Genomic DNA, 16,317 nt, shown 5'->3' with positions numbered 1-16,317 from the left:
CTGAAAACAAGCTCCTGCCGACTCTCCCCTCTTTGGGAAGGGTGGGGGAGGTTAACATAGAGACTCATGACTTTACAGGAAATACTGAATCATCGAAGGGCCGTTCGCCATTATGACCCTGCGCAACCGCTCGACGTAGAGCGTGTACGCCAATGTATAGAAATGGCTACGCTAGCACCCACCAGTTCCAATATGCAACTGTGGGAAGCCTATCATGTAACGGATAAAGAAATGCTGAAACGGCTGGCGCATGCCTGTCTGGACCAGCTGACGGCTACAACGGCCCAGCAGATGGTGGTGTTTGTGACGCGGCAGGATTTATATAAGAAACATGCCAAGGCCAATCTGGACTTCGCTACGGAAGACGTGAAGCGTAATAGTCCGGCAGAGAAGCACGAGAAGCGTACCAAGCGTTGGGAATTGTATTATGGCAAGTTGATGCCTTTCCAGTATGCCCGCTGTATGGGAATGTTGGGACTGCTCCGCAAGCTGTTGGCACAAACCATCGGATTGTTCCGCCCCATCGTTCGCCAGGTGAGCGAGCAAGATGTCAGGGTGGTTGTCCATAAGAGTTGTGCACTGGCTGTCCAGACTTTCATGTTGGGCATGAGCGAGGCCGGCTACGACACTTGCCCGGTCGAAGGCTTTGACAGTGCGCTTGTCAAGAAAGCCCTGCGCTTGCCCTGTGGTACGGAGGTGAATATGATTATAACCTGTGGTATGCGTCTGCCCGACGGTGTATGGGGTGAGCGTTTCCGCCTGCCTTTCGACCAGCAGTATCATCGTGTCTGACCAATAGGCTGGCGGTGCTGTCTGTGCTTAGCCGTGAAGAAGGGGTTCAGTCTTCTTTCGCATTCTTATTTTCACATTCCCTCCTGTCGTTGGTATTGGCAGGAACGACTTTGCCATCGCTATGCTTTGCCTTGTAGGCAAGGCACTGTTGGAATTGGAAAATATATAGATGTTCTTTTTGGGAAGCAACTGGGCGTATAAAAGGAAGAAAAGCTAAATAGATGGTAAATATGTCTGAACAGGATATTGTATTTCCCTTTTTAATGCTATTTTTGTATTCAGATAAGAGTATATGAGAAGCGAAATGGGACAAAAAAGCAGAGTGAGAGACCTCAGACAGGCAGTTGCAGATGTTCAGGATGAATCGACTATAGAAATAGGATATTCCGATTCGGACATTATGCTGATAGATAATATACGCGCTCTGTCTGAACCCGACCCCATACGGGTCGATATGAATGCTATTGCCTTTTGCAAGCAGGGACGCATGCAGGGACTACTGGACGGTGTACCCGTGACAATCGGGAGGGGAGAAGCGATAATCTGTGCTCCCAATGCGATGATAGACAATGTCATGGTGAGTCCTGATTTTGAGTGTGCCGCCCTGTGTATCACGACCAATGGGTTGCGCAACATCCTGCATAGCAACATGAACGTATGGACACAGGCTGTCTACGTGAACAGGATTTCCAAGGTGAAGCTGAGCGAGCAAGACGATATGTTCTATCAGCAATTCTACAATCTGTTGGGACTTTGCATAGATGCAGGTGCGCAGAGTACGGCATGGAAACCGTTCAGGGGCGAACTGGTGCAGACACTTATCAAGTGTGCGCTGCTCGGACTATGCACGTTGCTTACCAGCAGTATGGATAACGTGCCTGAAAAACATCAGGCTACCGACAGTATCTTCAGTCGTTTTATCTCTCTCTTGCAGAATAGTGAGATAAAGCATCGGCCGGTAGAGGAGTATGCCCAGGAACTGTTTATCAGTCCGAAGTATCTGACGGTAATCTGTAAGAAGCAATCTGGTAAGACGGCAAACGACTGGATACGGGAATATACGCTGGCCGATATTAATTATTATCTGCGTTCGACAGACTTCTCGGCAAAAGAGATTGCTCATAAGACGGGTTTTCTCAATGTCTCATTCTTTGGGAAATACGTGAAAGAGCATTGTGGAATGCCACCTATGAAGTATCGGGAAATGTTGCGGAAAACATGATTCTGAACGGCTAACGTATATCGGTAGCTTCCGCAAATATACCTGTAGACGTAGGCAGAAAGCTATCAATGAGTGGCTGAAAACAAAAAAATAGCGGTCTGAATGAAAAAACTTTCATAAAAAGTTGGCAGTATACAAAAAGTGTTCTACCTTTGCAATCGCTTTACAAGAGTAAGGGCGTTTAGCTCAGCTGGTTTAGAGCATCTGCCTTACAAGCAGAGGGTCGGCGGTTCGAATCCGTCAACGCCCACACAAGAATCCCTGCGGTACATTGTTATCGTAGGGATTTTTCCTTTTATAGGGATTTCATCTGCGTGAACTCTAAAATGCGTTAATTTAGTGACAGATACGATGTTGTTGGGCTTTTTTATATTATTTTTGCGTTTGTAATTAACATAACCTTATTTAATCATGTTGGAATTTGACGCTGATGCAATGCTCTCGATAGCGTTGAGGCATGACGAAAGAAAAGCTTTCGACATCATCTTTACACGCTATTATTCACGAGTGAAGCAATTTGTTCGTGGGTTTTGCGGCGACGAATACGAGGCGGAGAATATTACACAGGATATCTTCATGAAACTGTGGGTGCAGCGTGACAGGATTCCTGCTATCGAAACACTCGATGCCTATGTCTACATGATGGCCAAAAACGCAGCTCTCAATGCTTTGAAACGTATGGTAAGGGAACGCCGGGGCATGGCAGAAAGTATGGAAGTCGCAGATAAGGCGAATATGGAAGAGGCATTGTACAGTAAAGAACTGATGGAGATAGTCCATCGGCATATAGAGCAAATGCCACCACAGCGGCGTAGGGTATTCACGATGAGTCGTATAGATGGACTGAAGAATGAAGAGATTGCCGAGCGTTTGAATATCAGTAAGCGCACCGTAGAAACTCATATTTCCGCTGCTTTGAGCGAATTAAGACGATTAATGTTGTTGGCTGTGGTCGAGATACTGGTGCATCATCTGTTGAATTAGGTATTTAAGGTATTTTAACTACGTGCGTTCCGTGTTTGCATTGTCTTTTCAGCAAACAACGAAACCATGGATAAGCAATCAGCATATCAAATAATTAGATTATTCATCGACGGACTCATTGAGCGTCGCCACGTGTTGAGCGTGGCCCGCTGGATAGCAAATGGTGAAGATGATGAGTCCAAGGAAGCTGCTTTCAAGTCAGTTTGGGAAGAACCGGTAGCCGAGGATGATGCAAAACTTTCTCAGGCACTAGAACAGTTCAGAGCCAATCGGGATGCCTATGAAGACGCCCTGAAAACAAAGAAATTGCGTCTCCGCGTCATGAAATATGCGGCTTTGTTTATTCTTCCCCTTGCACTGGGAGCTTCCGTATGGTTTTTAGCCTCGTCCTATTATGCCCGTTCGAGCGAAATGGTACAGTGTTATGTGGCTAATGGTACTACTGATAGTCTGCTGCTCTCTGATGGCACGAAGGTAAGGCTCAATGCCGGTTCTACCATCTTCTATCCTAAGTCGTTCAACAGCTATGCTTCCAAGCGTGAAGTCTATCTGGAAGGTGAGGCGCATTTTGATGTGTCAAAAGACACCGGACATCCTTTTGTCGTGCATGCGGGCAATCTCAGCATCAAAGTACTCGGCACTCATTTCAACGTGAAGGCTTATCCCAATGACGAAATGATTACTACGACTCTGGAAGAAGGACGGGTGAAGGTGATGGGTATGAGCCGTTCGGCAGTGTTAGAGCCTAATGAGCAGTTGCTCTACAATCGTTTCAGTGGCACGATGCGTAAACTTTCGGTCGATAGCGAAAAATACAAAGTGTGGATGAATGGCGGTCTTAACTTTGAACAGCAGCCTTTACGTAGTATACTTACAGAACTCGGACGTAGGTACAACGTTACGTTCAATGTTGCGCCATCGGTCGATATGAGGCGGGCTTACACCATGAATTTCAAGAACGATGAGAGCATAGACGACGTCATGACGGTACTCACGAAAATATCTGGTAATTTAGTATTTTATCATAATCAACAATCTATAACCCTCAGCACAAAGAAAGGAGGTCGCCGATAGAAAAAGAAAAACCTAAAATAACCTATCCTACTATTAACAGTAAGTTACTCCCCCTATCAAATTTTATCTGATACTACATCATGAAACAATTAATTAAAAAATGTACAAGGTCAATAATGGCAAGACCGAAAATCGTTTCCGTAGCTGCCTTATTGATTCTATCATCGTCTGTCTGGAGTCAAAACCAGAAGATAAAGTTGCAGGAAAAGAAGCCGACCATGAAAAGTCTGATTACTGCAATCGAAAAACAAACAGCCAAATCAGTAGATTACGAACAGAATACAATCAATCTGAAGAAAACAGTCAATGTTAGTTCGCAAGACATTACGCTGTCCGATTTGTTAAAGGAAATGCTCCACGGCTCGAATCTGGAGTATACCATTACCGACAGGCATGTCATTATTATGCCTAAAAACAAGCAGAAAGAACACGCCGAAGCCGTTTCACAGGTTGCTGGTAAGGTGGCAGGGCAGGTAGTAGATGCCAATGGCGAACCGCTCCCAGGCGTGTCTGTAAGAGTGAAAGGTTCGAAGCGTGCCACTGTGACCGATATTGATGGTAATTTTACAATTAATGCCGGGTCGGCCGATGTGCTGGAACTTACCTATGTAGGTTTTGCTACCCGTGAGGTGAAAGCATCGAACGTAGGTCACCAACTTACCCTTACAGAAGATTCTAAAGTTCTCAACGAAGTTGTCGTGACGGCCTTGGGTATCAAGCGTGCAGAGAAAGCGTTGAGCTATAATGTGCAGAAAGTGTCGAGCGAAGAGCTCACCCGTAACAAGGATGCCAACTTTGTCAACTCACTGAATGGTAAGGTAGCCGGTGTCAGCATTGCAAAAAGCGGCAGCGGTGTGGGTGGTGCTACCCGTGTTATCATGCGTGGTGCCAAGTCGATTGAGGGCGACAACAATGTACTCTACGTCATCGACGGTATGCCTCTGTTCAATTTCAGTGGTGGAAAGGACAGTGGTATCATGGGCGAGGGACGTGTGAGCAGTGAAGGCATTGCTGACTTCAACCCGGAGGATATTGAGAGTATCAATGTCTTGGCAGGTCCTTCGGCAGCTGCTCTCTATGGTAGTAATGCCGCCAATGGTGCGATTCTCATCACCACGAAGAAGGGAAAGGAAGGCCGTCTGGAAATCGCATTCTCTTCATCGGCCGATTTCAGTCGTCCGTTTATGATGCCGGAGTTCCAGAATACTTATGGCAATAAGGCTGGTTCTTACGAAAGTTGGGGCGAGAAACTGGCCAAGCCGAGTAGCTATGACCCTGCGAAAGACTTCTTCCGCACAGGAACGAACTTTATCAATGCGCTGACCATTAACACCGGAAATGAGTTCAACCAGACTTTTGCGTCTATTGCTTCTACCAATTCCAAGGGTATAGTGCCCAATAATACCTACGACAGGTATAACTTCACCATCCGTAACACGTCGAAACTTTTCAAGGGAAAAGTACAGCTTGACTTAGGAGCTTCCTACGTAAAGCAGAAAGACAACAACATGGTTTCGCAAGGTGAATATTGGAATCCAATAGTGGCAGCCTATCTCTTCCCCCGTGGAGAGTCGTTCGAAGATATTAAAACATTTGAGCGTTTTGATAATGTACGCAATTTCCCACTTCAGTATTGGCCGATAAAAGAAGGGCGTTTCGCCAATCAGAACCCTTACTGGACAGCTTACCGCAACTTAGCTCCCGACAATAAGGATCGATACATGTTCAACGCAGGGCTTACGTATAACATCTTCGATTGGTTGAGCGTGGCTGGTCGTGTGCGTTTCGACAAGTCGTTTATGACCAGTGAGCGCAAGGTGTATGCTTCATCCTACGAATATTTTGCCAAAGCCAAAGGCTTCTATGAGTATTACAATTACAAGGACCATCAGACCTATATCGACGCCATTGCCAATATCAACAAGCGTTTCGGCGACTTTAGCTTGGCGGCCAACTTAGGTTATAGCTATTCTGATTACGGTTCGCTCACACGTGGCTATGGTGGCAACTTGGTATTGGTACCGAATAAGTTCTCTGTGACCAACATTGACCCTTCTGACAGCAAGACCCGTGAATCGGGTGGCGACTCCAAAGTACGCAATGTGGCAGCTTTTGCCAGTGCCGAATTGGGTTGGAAAAGTATGGTTTACTTGACATTGACCGGACGTAATGACTGGAATTCACGCCTTGTCAACTCTTCCGAGGAATCATTCTTCTATCCGTCTGTAGGTTTATCTGGTATTGTTTCCGAAATGGTGAAGCTGCCATCTTTCATTTCTTTCCTCAAAGTGAGAGGTTCATACACAGAAGTAGGCTCTCCCGTTTCTAAGTCGGGAATGACTCCCGGCACTATTACGACTCCTATTGTCGGCGGTAGCTTGAATTCTACCAATATTTATCCATTTACCGATTATAAGGCCGAGCGTACCAAGTCTTATGAGTTAGGTTTGACAGCGCGCTTCTTCAAGAAGCTGTCGTTGGAACTTACATGGTATAAATCTAACACTTATAACCAGACATTTATCGGCGAATTGCCCGAAAGCTCTGGTTACAAAGCCGTTTACTTGCAGGCTGGTAATGTAGAAAACCGTGGTATGGAAATGACTCTTGGTTACAACGATAACTTCGGTGGCTTACAGTGGAACTCATCGTTGACCTATTCAAAGAATGTGAACGAAATCAAGGAGATGGTCAAGGATTATCATCATCCCAAGAGTCCGAAACCAATTAACATTCCTGAAGTGCAGAAAGACAATGGACGTGTGATACTAAAAGTCGGTGGAACTATCAATGATATCTATGCCAATAAGGTTTTGGCTAAAGACAATCAGGGCTATGTCAACGTGACACCTTCAGGCGGTATTGGTCTGGAAACGGTTACCCCCATCTACTTAGGCAAGACAACACCCGATTTTACAATGGGGTGGAACAACGCTTTCAGCTATAAGAATTTTGGTCTTAGTTTCTTGTTTAATGCCCGTTTTGGTGGTGTTGTCACCTCTTCTACCCAGGCTTTGCTCGATCGTTTCGGCGTCTCAAAGTCTTCTGCCGATGCTCGTGAAGCCGGTGGTGTGATGATTCCTAATCAAGGACTCTTCGATGCTAAGAAGTATTATACGCTGATAGCTACAGGAGAAACAGGTCTGGCCGGTTACTATACCTATAGTGCCACCAACGTTCGTTTGCAGGAATTGACCGTAAGTTATAAATTCAATCCTAGTTGGTTCAACCATGTGCTGCGCGATTTGACATTGTCGTTTGTAGCTACCAATCCATTGATGATTTATTGCAAAGCTCCTTTCGATCCGGAGTTGACTTCTTCTACCGGCACTTATGGACAGGGCAACGACTATTTCATGCAACCCAGTCTGAAAAGTTATGGATTCAGTGTCAAGTTTAAATTCTGAAAACGATGAAAAAGAAAAGATATCAATATATACTAGGTGTATTTGTTCTGTCACTGTTAGCAGCTTGTGACTTTCAGAAAATCAACACCAATGAGTTTGAAATGCTTCCCGAAGAGGGGTTGATGGATGGTATTAGCATCGGAGGCCCTATTACTGCCATGCAGAAATGTGTGGTACCACTGGGTACACAAGCCGATGGAACCAATGTTGTCAATCGCTATCAGACAGCTTATAACTTGGCTGCCGACTGCTGGAGCGGTTACTTCGGACAAAATAATAACTGGGGAGGAACTAATAACCTGAATTACTTCCTGAAAGACGGTTGGATTTCTTCGTCTTATACGGAGGCTTACTCAACGATGGTTCCTTTGTGGCAGGAGGTTAAAAGTAAGACGGAGACTACTTATCCAGAGGCTTTTGCCTTAGCCCAGATTATCAAGATATCAGCTTGGCACAAAGCTACCGATATGTTTGGTCCTATACCTTACAAGGAAGCTGGTAAAGGCTTGATTACCGTACCCTACGACAGTCAGGAGGAAGTCTATAAGACGATGTTTGCTGAGCTGACGACTTCAATCGCTGTGTTGTCTAAGTATCTGGAACAGGGAACTACGACCTTGTTGGCCGATGCCGATGCTGTTTATAGCGGTGATGTTAGGAAATGGATAGTCTATGCCAATTCGTTGATGTTGCGTTTAGCCATGCGTGTGTACTATGCAGATAGCAATTTGTCGCAGAAATATGCCCTCCAGGCTGTCAACAATCCTTATGGGGTGATGAAGAACATGGCTGATGAAGCCAAGATGGAGAAGGGGGCTGGTCTTGTTTTCAAGAACAATTTTGATGATTTGATTAACCAGTACAACGAATGTCGCATGGGTTCATCAATCTTGGCTTACATGGCTGGATATGAAGATCCGCGTTTGCCCAAATACTTCACTACGTCTAAGAACGCTAAGTCTGTGGAAGTGGGTGACTATGGCAGATTCTTTGCTGTGCCGACAGGACATGACAAAGGTCCTAACTTTACATTCAGAGATGCTTCAAGACCTAATATCAAGAACGCTACTCCTACCTATTGGATGCGTGCTTCTGAAGTATATTTCCTCTTGGCTGAGGCCGCTTTGCGCAAATGGCCTGTAGGTGGTACTGCCAAAGACTTTTATAAGAAAGGTATTGCTATGTCTTTTGAGGAGAATGGCATATCGACCTCTGAAGTGGAAGAGTATATGGAGTCTGATTATACACCGCTTGAATATACGCTGAATATTTACGATCCGAGAGTAAACGTTTCAGAAAAGTCGCCTACGGATGCTACCGTTAGTTGGGGTGGAAGCATGGAACAACAGCTCGAAAAGATTATCATTCAGAAGTGGATTGCCCTCTATCCGAATGGTCAGGAAGCGTGGAGTGAATATCGTCGCACGGGATATCCGAAGCTGCATAAGGTTATCAAAAACTTTAGCAATGGCGAAGTGGATTCCCAAAAAGGTATACGCCGCATGCGCTATCCAGCTAATAAAGCTACTTCGCAAGAAGAAATAGAGAACCTTGACAAAGCCCGCAAACTGTTGCGTGATGGTCAGGATAAGGCCGGAACACGTCTGTGGTGGGACAATAAAAAGGATATTTAAAATGTAATGACAATGAAAAACTTCAAATATTATACACTACTCCTTACCTTGTCGGTTGGATTTGCGCTTACATCTTGTTCTGGTATGACAGACGTTGAGGCACAGGAGTTCGACCACATTGGTGGATACAACACACTCAATAATGAGAAAAGCGAGAAATACTATGCTGACTTGCGTGCTTACAAGCAGTCGGCAGTGAACTATGGTCGCCCTGTAGCCTTTGGTTGGTATTCCAACTGGTCTCCGGCTGGTACTTATCGCCGTGGCTATCTCTCGTCAATGCCCGACAGTATGGATATCGTTTCGATGTGGAGTGGAGCACCCAGTCGTTATGAACTGACGCCAGAACAGAAAGCTGATAAGGAATTTGTGCAGAAAGTTAAAGGGACCAAACTTCTGGAAGTGACACTTTTGTCGTATATCGGTAAGGGTAGAACACCCGCATCTGTCTATGAAGAAGTAGAGAAGCGTGCCGAAAAAGAGGGATGGGCCAAAGATGCACAGCGATTGAGCCGTGAAAAGATATTGGCTCGATGGAAATTTTGGGGCTTCGATGGTAAGGTTGGCTCTGAAAGTCATAAGCAGGCGCTGTCTAAATTTGCCAAAGCACTCTGCGACTCCTTGGAGGCGAACGACTGGGATGGATATGATATTGACTGGGAGATTGGCAGTGGTGTGTTCGATATGGATGGCACATTGTCTACCGACGAGCAGTTGGTATTCCTCATCAAGGAGATGAATAAGTATATCGGTCCTAAGAGCGATCCCGAAGGAAAGGGGCATAAGCTGATTTGTATTGACGGACATTTCGATGATTTGACAGATGTGCTGGACGGATATGTAGATTACTGGATTGCTCAGTCTTACGGGTATTTGCCACGATTGGAATATGTAGACTTCGATCCGCGCAAACTCATTATCACGGAAAACTTCGAGTTGTCTTTCGGTAAGGGAGGGTATCTGTTGCAACAGGCAGCCGCTATGCCCTTAGATAGTTATAAAGGTGGTGTAGGAGCTTATCGCTTCGACAACGACTATGACAATACACCTAGCTACAAGTGGATGCGTAAGGCCATTCAAATTAACCAACAGGTGTTTAATGACTGGAAAGCTCAGCAGAAAGGACAGGGCAAAAAGTGAATGGTGTAAGCAAAAATATCAATCATCTTTATTTAAATGAAACATAAAATGAAAAAACACATATTCAAGTATATGGCGGCGGCGCTTACACTTGCTTTGGTTGCAGCCTGCAATGACAGTGAGAGCGATTTGCTGAAGCCCAAGGTGTATTTTGAAAACAAAGAACACAGTGTGGAACTGAAGGAAGGACGGGAAACGATGGACGTGGAACTCACGTCACGTCTCTCCAATGCCCACTCTTCAGAAGTCAATGTGGCTTATGCCATTGCTGATTCTTCTGTTGTAAAAGAGTATAATGCCAAGTATGGTACAGACTATTTGCCCTTTGACGCGGCAAATGCTAAAATAGATCAGTCAACGGCTACGATAGAGAAAGGTGGCATTTATGCCGGAAAGGTGAAACTGACACTTTCTAATCTAGGCAAGCTGAAGGATGGTAAGTCCTATGTCTTGCCAGTGAAACTGAGTTCGGGTGATGTTCCGGCTATATCGGGTACGGATATTGAGTATGTCATCGTGGCCAAACCACTCAGAGTGACTACGGCTGGTGCATTCTCATCGCATTTCATTTCTGTGAAATTCCCTACCGGAACTTTCTTCAAGTCGTTTACTTATGAGGCTTTGATCTATGCTAAGGACTTCGGTACGAGTAATACGATTCTTGGAACGGAGGGAGTGATGATTCTCCGCATAGGTGACACTGGTGGTGGAATAGCTCGTGGTATTTTGCAGGTAGCTGGTCGCCAGCACTATGAGGCTCCGGATGTATTGCAGTTGAATAAATGGTATCATGTGGCTCTGACATTCGACAGCAATTCCGGTAAGACAGTCATGTATGTCAATGGTACGAAGTGGGCCGAGTCTGCATGGAATATTCAGGGTTTTGACCCCAATGCTGATATCGGTTTCAAGATAGGTAAGCTACAGGGATTCCAATGGGGAGCACGTCCATTTGTGGGCTACATGGGTGAACTCCGTGTATGGAGTGTGGCACGTACCGAGAACCAGATTCAGCAAAACATGATGGGTGTAGATCCTAAGTCGGACGGCTTGGAACTCTATTATAAGCTCAATGGCTCTGAAAAAGTAGAAAATGGAAAGATAAAAGATTCCGCCAAGGGTATTGAAGGTATAACCCAAGGTATTCCTTTTGAAACGCTTCCAAATCCTGTCGTTATAGAATAGACAGAAACACACTTAGGCATAATTGCTTTGTAACATCCTACCGGACTACTGTTCGGCAGGATGTTCTTTTTTATAAAGTCTTCCGATAGCCCATGAATTTCCTGATTTTTTGGATGGGAATACCGAAATTGAAGTTGTCGGAAACCGCAAGTTTGGCGAAATTCACAGCTAATACATCGCCGTCTTCGTTGATAACAGGGCTGCCACTGGAACCTTGTACGGTGGGAATACTGTAGAGCAGACGTACCCCGTCGGTGGTCTGTGTGATTTTCCCACTTGTCAACTGTGCTTGGATACGTTGGTCGTTGCCGGCCAATGTCGGACCGGCATTGTAGCCAATCATGTAGAGTTGTTGGTCAATCTTTAAATCCTTGCTACTCTTTTCCTTCTTCAGGAAATCGAGAATGGATGTGTCCTGCGGTTGGTCACCGATGAAGTGGAATACGTAAGCAGACTCCGGTGTCATATTGTTGCTCAGTCTGATGATGGCTAGGTCGGCATCATCTGGATTTTGGCACGCTGCATTAATTTCGTATTTATCCATACCTTTTACTCGCATACGATCATGATAGCTGGTCGATATATTCACAAGTCTGCATGGATTCTTGTTGATGAGCCCATAAGGATTGCTCACATTGTCGCCATTATAGGCTACACCTAATTGAACGGCGACTTTGATTTTCACATGGTTAATGTCTACTCCGCCACCGGTCAAATACGCGATGAGGCCTTGTAATTGGTTGTATTTATTACTGAGTTCAGCCTGTTGTGTTTCTATCTCGGCGTTCTGTTGTTCCGAAGTCGTGGTCTCGTTTCCCCATATATCAGTTTCTAGATTGTAACTTTTGGATGCTTCCAACTGGTCGTATTGTGTCTGGAGTTCGCCGGCATACTGTTGATAGTAATATGCCAGTTGTTCGATAGCGCGCGATAATCCTTGCTTGACGGCATTCTCGTCTATATCCGTACCTACCACATGTCGATTCGTGAGAAGTGTTCCTTGCTTGTCGATGAAGAAGCCCGTCCCCGTAAGCATGCCCTCTTTTCCTTTAATGTCGGCAAGTTGGGCTGTTACATTGGCCAGATTGCCATTTTCATCGAGTCCAGTGAAATAGAGTTTCTCGCCGTTGCTCATCTCTATTTCGTAGTAGAAACGATTGATGACCATTACTACTCCCGATTTGTCTTGTTCGAAAAGCTCTTCGGCTGTTTTTTGGGTATTGCATGAGCTGAAGAACAATGCAATCAGTAGCAATAGGTATAATGTTTTTCTCATGACATGTATTGTTTAATATATGGCAAAGGTAGTCAATTTCCAGAAATAATTTGCAAGTATGAATAGATGTTTGTAATTTTGGAATCGTACTTGGAATGGGTAGATATCTGTGTGTTCTTTTCAGGTAGAAAGAATTGCAGAACTGCCAAAATAAAAAGCAGAATATTATTTTTTCAATCTGATTGGTAAAATACATTGATGATGGAATCGAAGAAAATACAGATACAAAACCTTATTATAGGTTTTGGCAAGGCTGGCAAGACATTGGCAGCCGAACTTGCAAAAAATGGGCAGAAAGTAATCTTGGCAGAGCGCAGCGACCGGATGTATGGTGGAACTTGCATCAATATAGGGTGTATTCCTTCCAAGCGATTGCTTACGGAAGCTGAGCGTCTGAGGGATACTGACGACAAGTTAGCAGCCTTTCCCCTTATCATGCAGCGCAAGGAGATGCTGACAGGCGCTCTGCGACAGGCAAACCTCAATAAACTTACTTCGCTGGAGAACATTCAGGTAATTAATGCCGAGGCACGTTTCCTCAGTCCCGATACCGTCTGTCTGACCGGACCTGACCGTGAATACGAGGTAAAGGCCGAGCGTATCTTCATCAATACCGGTGCTCATGCCGCTCATCTCAGCATTCCCGGCAGTGATGGGAAACGCATTTACGACAGCACCGGTTTCCTTGCTTTAGATGAGCTTCCGCATCGGGTTGTCATCGTTGGTGGTGGATATATCTCTCTGGAGTTTGCCAGCATGTATACAGCCTTGGGCAGTAAAGTTGTCATTCTCGAAGCGGGAAGCACTTTCTTGGCTCGTGAGGACAGAGACATTGCCGAAGAGATGCAACGTATTCTCCTTGCACGCGGTGTTGAGATTGTGCTGAATGCACAGACCATCGCCTTTGAGGAAAGTGCCGATGATACTACCGTTATCACGTCGCAGGGTAACTTCCCAGCCGATGCTGTACTCATCGGAATTGGCAGACGACCTAACACTGTCGGTCTCGATTTGCAGAAAGCAGGTATTACCCCTGATGTGCGTGGCTTCATTCCTGTTGACGAGCATCTTCAGGCTGCGCCCAATATTTGGGCAATGGGCGATGTGGCCGGCTCACCACAGTTCACCTATATGTCGCTCGACGACTACCGTATAGTCCGTGACCAGCTTTTTGGCGATGGTAAACGGCATCGTAACGACCGTCAGCCAATCCCGACAACCGTCTTCACATTCCCGCCGCTCTCCCATATCGGAATGACCGAGACACAGGCAACTCAACAGGGACTGGATGTGACAGTGAAGAAGCTCCCGGCCAATGCCATACCGAAAGCAAAGGTTCTTGGACAGACCGATGGTCTTCTCAAAGCTGTGATAGACAACAAGACCGGGGTGATTTTGGGCGCAACGCTCTTCTGTGCCGAGTCACATGAATTAATCAATCTCATCAAAATGGCTATTGACAATCATATTCCGGCCTCGTATCTCCGCAATCAGATTTTTACACACCCGACGATGGCTGAGGCTCTGAACGACTTGTTTTAAGATGAGAAAGTGATAACTGGCATCGCCCGACTTTACACGTTTTAAATAGAAAGGACAGTATGCAGAACCATAAAAACAAGATAGCCATTACGATATGTCTCATGGTGATAGCTTTCGCCACGGTGTTTAGTCTTGTCAATCAGCCACAGAACGAAGCTGCGAAGGTCTTTCTGGCTGTTGTTATTGTGGGGTTTGTGGTGTGTGCTGTATTGGTTGTCTTTCTGATAGTGTATCTGGTAGCGTGGGTAATGGATATGATAAGGAAGAAAAAGTGATTTGGCCTCTCCATGCAGGCGGTTCTTCTTGTTTCAGGAAATATAAAAGTTGAGCATGTTTTGAAAAATATCGGCGAAAAATTTGGTAGTGTCAAAAAAGTCCTTTACCTTTGCACTCGCTTTACAGAAGTAAGGGCGTTTAGCTCAGCTGGTTTAGAGCATCTGCCTTACAAGCAGAGGGTCGGCGGTTCGAATCCGTCAACGCCCACATCAAAGAGTCCTATAATCGAAATGATTATAGGACTCTTTTCTTTTTAGATTATTTTATCAGTTTGTCTTCGTCTGTTCTTTGGCAAAGCAGTACCTTTGCAGCATCATATATTATTTATAAAATACGTATTAGTATGAGTCTTGATCAGTTGACGGCCATTTCTCCAGTAGACGGTCGTTATAGAGGGAAAACCGAACCACTAGCGAACTATTTTTCAGAGTATGCGTTGATACGCTATCGTGTACGTGTTGAGATAGAGTATTTCATTTCACTTTGCGAGCTTCCTTTACCACAGTTGGCTTCTTTCGACCATACACTGTTTGACCGTCTGCGCGACATCTATCGACTGTTCGACGAGACTTGCGCCCAGCGTGTGAAAGACATCGAGAAGGTGACGAATCATGATGTAAAGGCTGTAGAATATTTTATCAAAGAAGAATTCGACAAGATTGGCGGACTGGAAGAGTATAAGGAGTTCGTTCATTTCGGACTTACCTCACAAGACATCAATAATACGAGCGTGCCACTGTCTATTAAAGAAGCTTTGGCAGATGTGTTCTATCCGCAGGTAGAAGAACTCATATCGCAGTTGGAAGCTTATGCTGAAGAGTGGAAAGACGTGTCTATGCTGGCCAAGACACACGGTCAGCCTGCATCGCCCACACGCCTTGGTAAGGAGATAGAAGTATTTGCCTATCGACTGAAGGAGCAACTGGAGATGGTGAAGATATGCAAGATTACAGCTAAATTCGGTGGTGCTACCGGTAATTACAATGCCCATCATGTGGCTTATCCTGCTTACGATTGGAAAGACTTTGGCAATCGTTTTGTAAAAGAGAAACTAGGTCTGGAGCGCGAACAGTTCACCACCCAGATTAGTAACTACGACTATATGGGTGCCCTTTTTGATGGTATCCGTCGCATCAATACGATTATTATTGACTTGGACCGTGACTTCTGGATGTATATATCAATGGATTATTTCAAGCAGAAGATTAAGGCCGGCGAAGTCGGTTCAAGTGCAATGCCGCACAAGGTAAATCCCATAGATTTTGAAAACAGCGAGGGCAATCTCGGTATTGCCAATGCTTTGTTGCAATTCCTGGCCCAGAAGCTGCCGGTAAGTCGCTTGCAGCGCGACCTGACCGACTCTACCGTGCTTCGCAATGTGGGTGTACCCGTAGGCCATACCGTGATTGCTGTTCAGAGCACATTGAAGGGATTGCGCAAGCTCATCTTGCATGAAGAGAAGCTGACCGAGGACCTTGACAATACATGGGCAGTGGTGGCCGAGGCTATCCAGACCATTCTGCGCCGAGAGGCATATCCGCATCCTTATGAAGCATTGAAAGCATTGACGCGTACCAACCAGAAGATGACGGAACAGACCATTCATGAATTCATTGCAGGACTGAATGTCAGCGGGAGCGTAAAGGCCGAGTTGATGGCTATTACACCGCAGAACTATACCGGAATATAAGCAAACCAGGGAAAAAGAGTTATTTATTAATTGTCATTATATAATTTATTTCAACGACTTATTAACCGCCGTGAGGCTTAACAAAAGAGAAGAAA

At 45.3% G+C, this 16,317-nt stretch carries 12 protein-coding genes and 2 tRNA genes; 13 read left to right on the top strand and 1 reads right to left on the bottom strand.

Going from position 1 to position 16,317, the window contains the following annotated elements; genetic code table 11:
- The first annotated feature begins 66 nt into the window (after window positions 1–66).
- The 9 genes from ACZ42L_RS06810 (at window position 67) to ACZ42L_RS06770 (ending at window position 11,438) form a co-directional block, all read left to right on the top strand.
- Window positions 67–792: a nitroreductase family protein gene (locus ACZ42L_RS06810; RefSeq protein WP_464697616.1), complete on the top strand. Its 726-nt coding sequence runs from the start codon at window positions 67–69 to the stop codon at window positions 790–792.
- Between the two features lie 304 nt (window positions 793–1,096).
- Window positions 1,097–2,014 (top strand): helix-turn-helix domain-containing protein, encoded by a 918-nt coding sequence (locus ACZ42L_RS06805; RefSeq protein WP_464715637.1) that lies wholly within the window; start codon window positions 1,097–1,099, stop codon window positions 2,012–2,014.
- Window positions 2,015–2,189: 175 nt separating this feature from the next.
- Window positions 2,190–2,264 (top strand) — tRNA-Val (locus ACZ42L_RS06800).
- 161 nt (window positions 2,265–2,425) lie between these two features.
- Window positions 2,426–2,998 (top strand): RNA polymerase sigma-70 factor, encoded by a 573-nt coding sequence (locus ACZ42L_RS06795; RefSeq protein ID WP_464701607.1) that lies wholly within the window; start codon window positions 2,426–2,428, stop codon window positions 2,996–2,998.
- A 66-nt stretch (window positions 2,999–3,064) separates the two neighbouring features.
- Complete coding sequence (locus ACZ42L_RS06790) at window positions 3,065–4,072, top strand: FecR family protein (protein ID WP_464715636.1); 1,008 nt, start codon at window positions 3,065–3,067, stop codon at window positions 4,070–4,072.
- Between the two features lie 80 nt (window positions 4,073–4,152).
- Window positions 4,153–7,479, top strand: a complete 3,327-nt coding sequence (locus ACZ42L_RS06785) for a TonB-dependent receptor (RefSeq protein ID WP_464715635.1) — start codon at window positions 4,153–4,155, stop codon at window positions 7,477–7,479.
- A gap of 5 nt (window positions 7,480–7,484) precedes the next feature.
- A complete protein-coding gene (locus tag ACZ42L_RS06780; RefSeq protein WP_464701604.1) occupies window positions 7,485–9,113 on the top strand; it encodes a RagB/SusD family nutrient uptake outer membrane protein in 1,629 nt (542 codons plus the stop codon).
- Between the two features lie 12 nt (window positions 9,114–9,125).
- Complete coding sequence (locus tag ACZ42L_RS06775) at window positions 9,126–10,253, top strand: glycoside hydrolase family 18 (RefSeq protein WP_464702081.1); 1,128 nt, start codon at window positions 9,126–9,128, stop codon at window positions 10,251–10,253.
- 48 nt (window positions 10,254–10,301) lie between these two features.
- Window positions 10,302–11,438 carry a DUF1735 and LamG domain-containing protein gene (locus ACZ42L_RS06770; protein WP_464701602.1) on the top strand — a complete coding sequence of 379 codons (1,137 nt, stop codon included), beginning with the start codon at window positions 10,302–10,304 and terminating at the stop codon, window positions 11,436–11,438.
- 70 nt (window positions 11,439–11,508) lie between these two features.
- Here ACZ42L_RS06770 and ACZ42L_RS06765 read toward each other — a convergent pair whose 3' ends face one another.
- Complete coding sequence (locus ACZ42L_RS06765; protein WP_464715634.1) at window positions 11,509–12,714, bottom strand: S1 family peptidase; 1,206 nt, start codon at window positions 12,712–12,714, stop codon at window positions 11,509–11,511.
- 198 nt (window positions 12,715–12,912) lie between these two features.
- Between ACZ42L_RS06765 and ACZ42L_RS06760 the strand changes: the two genes are divergently transcribed.
- The 4 genes from ACZ42L_RS06760 to purB all read left to right on the top strand — a co-directional run bounded on the left by ACZ42L_RS06760 (window position 12,913) and on the right by purB (window position 16,222).
- Window positions 12,913–14,256, top strand: a complete 1,344-nt coding sequence (locus ACZ42L_RS06760; RefSeq protein ID WP_464715633.1) for an FAD-dependent oxidoreductase — start codon at window positions 12,913–12,915, stop codon at window positions 14,254–14,256.
- A gap of 59 nt (window positions 14,257–14,315) precedes the next feature.
- Window positions 14,316–14,531, top strand: a complete 216-nt coding sequence (locus ACZ42L_RS06755; protein ID WP_464705557.1) for a hypothetical protein — start codon at window positions 14,316–14,318, stop codon at window positions 14,529–14,531.
- 133 nt (window positions 14,532–14,664) lie between these two features.
- Window positions 14,665–14,739 (top strand) — tRNA-Val (locus tag ACZ42L_RS06750).
- A 136-nt stretch (window positions 14,740–14,875) separates the two neighbouring features.
- A complete protein-coding gene (purB, locus tag ACZ42L_RS06745) occupies window positions 14,876–16,222 on the top strand; it encodes an adenylosuccinate lyase (RefSeq protein ID WP_464715632.1) in 1,347 nt (448 codons plus the stop codon).
- Window positions 16,223–16,317: the final 95 nt, after the last annotated feature.

Source organism: Prevotella mikamonis, from assembly GCF_055381405.1.
This window is presented reverse-complemented; position numbering and strand designations above follow the sequence as displayed.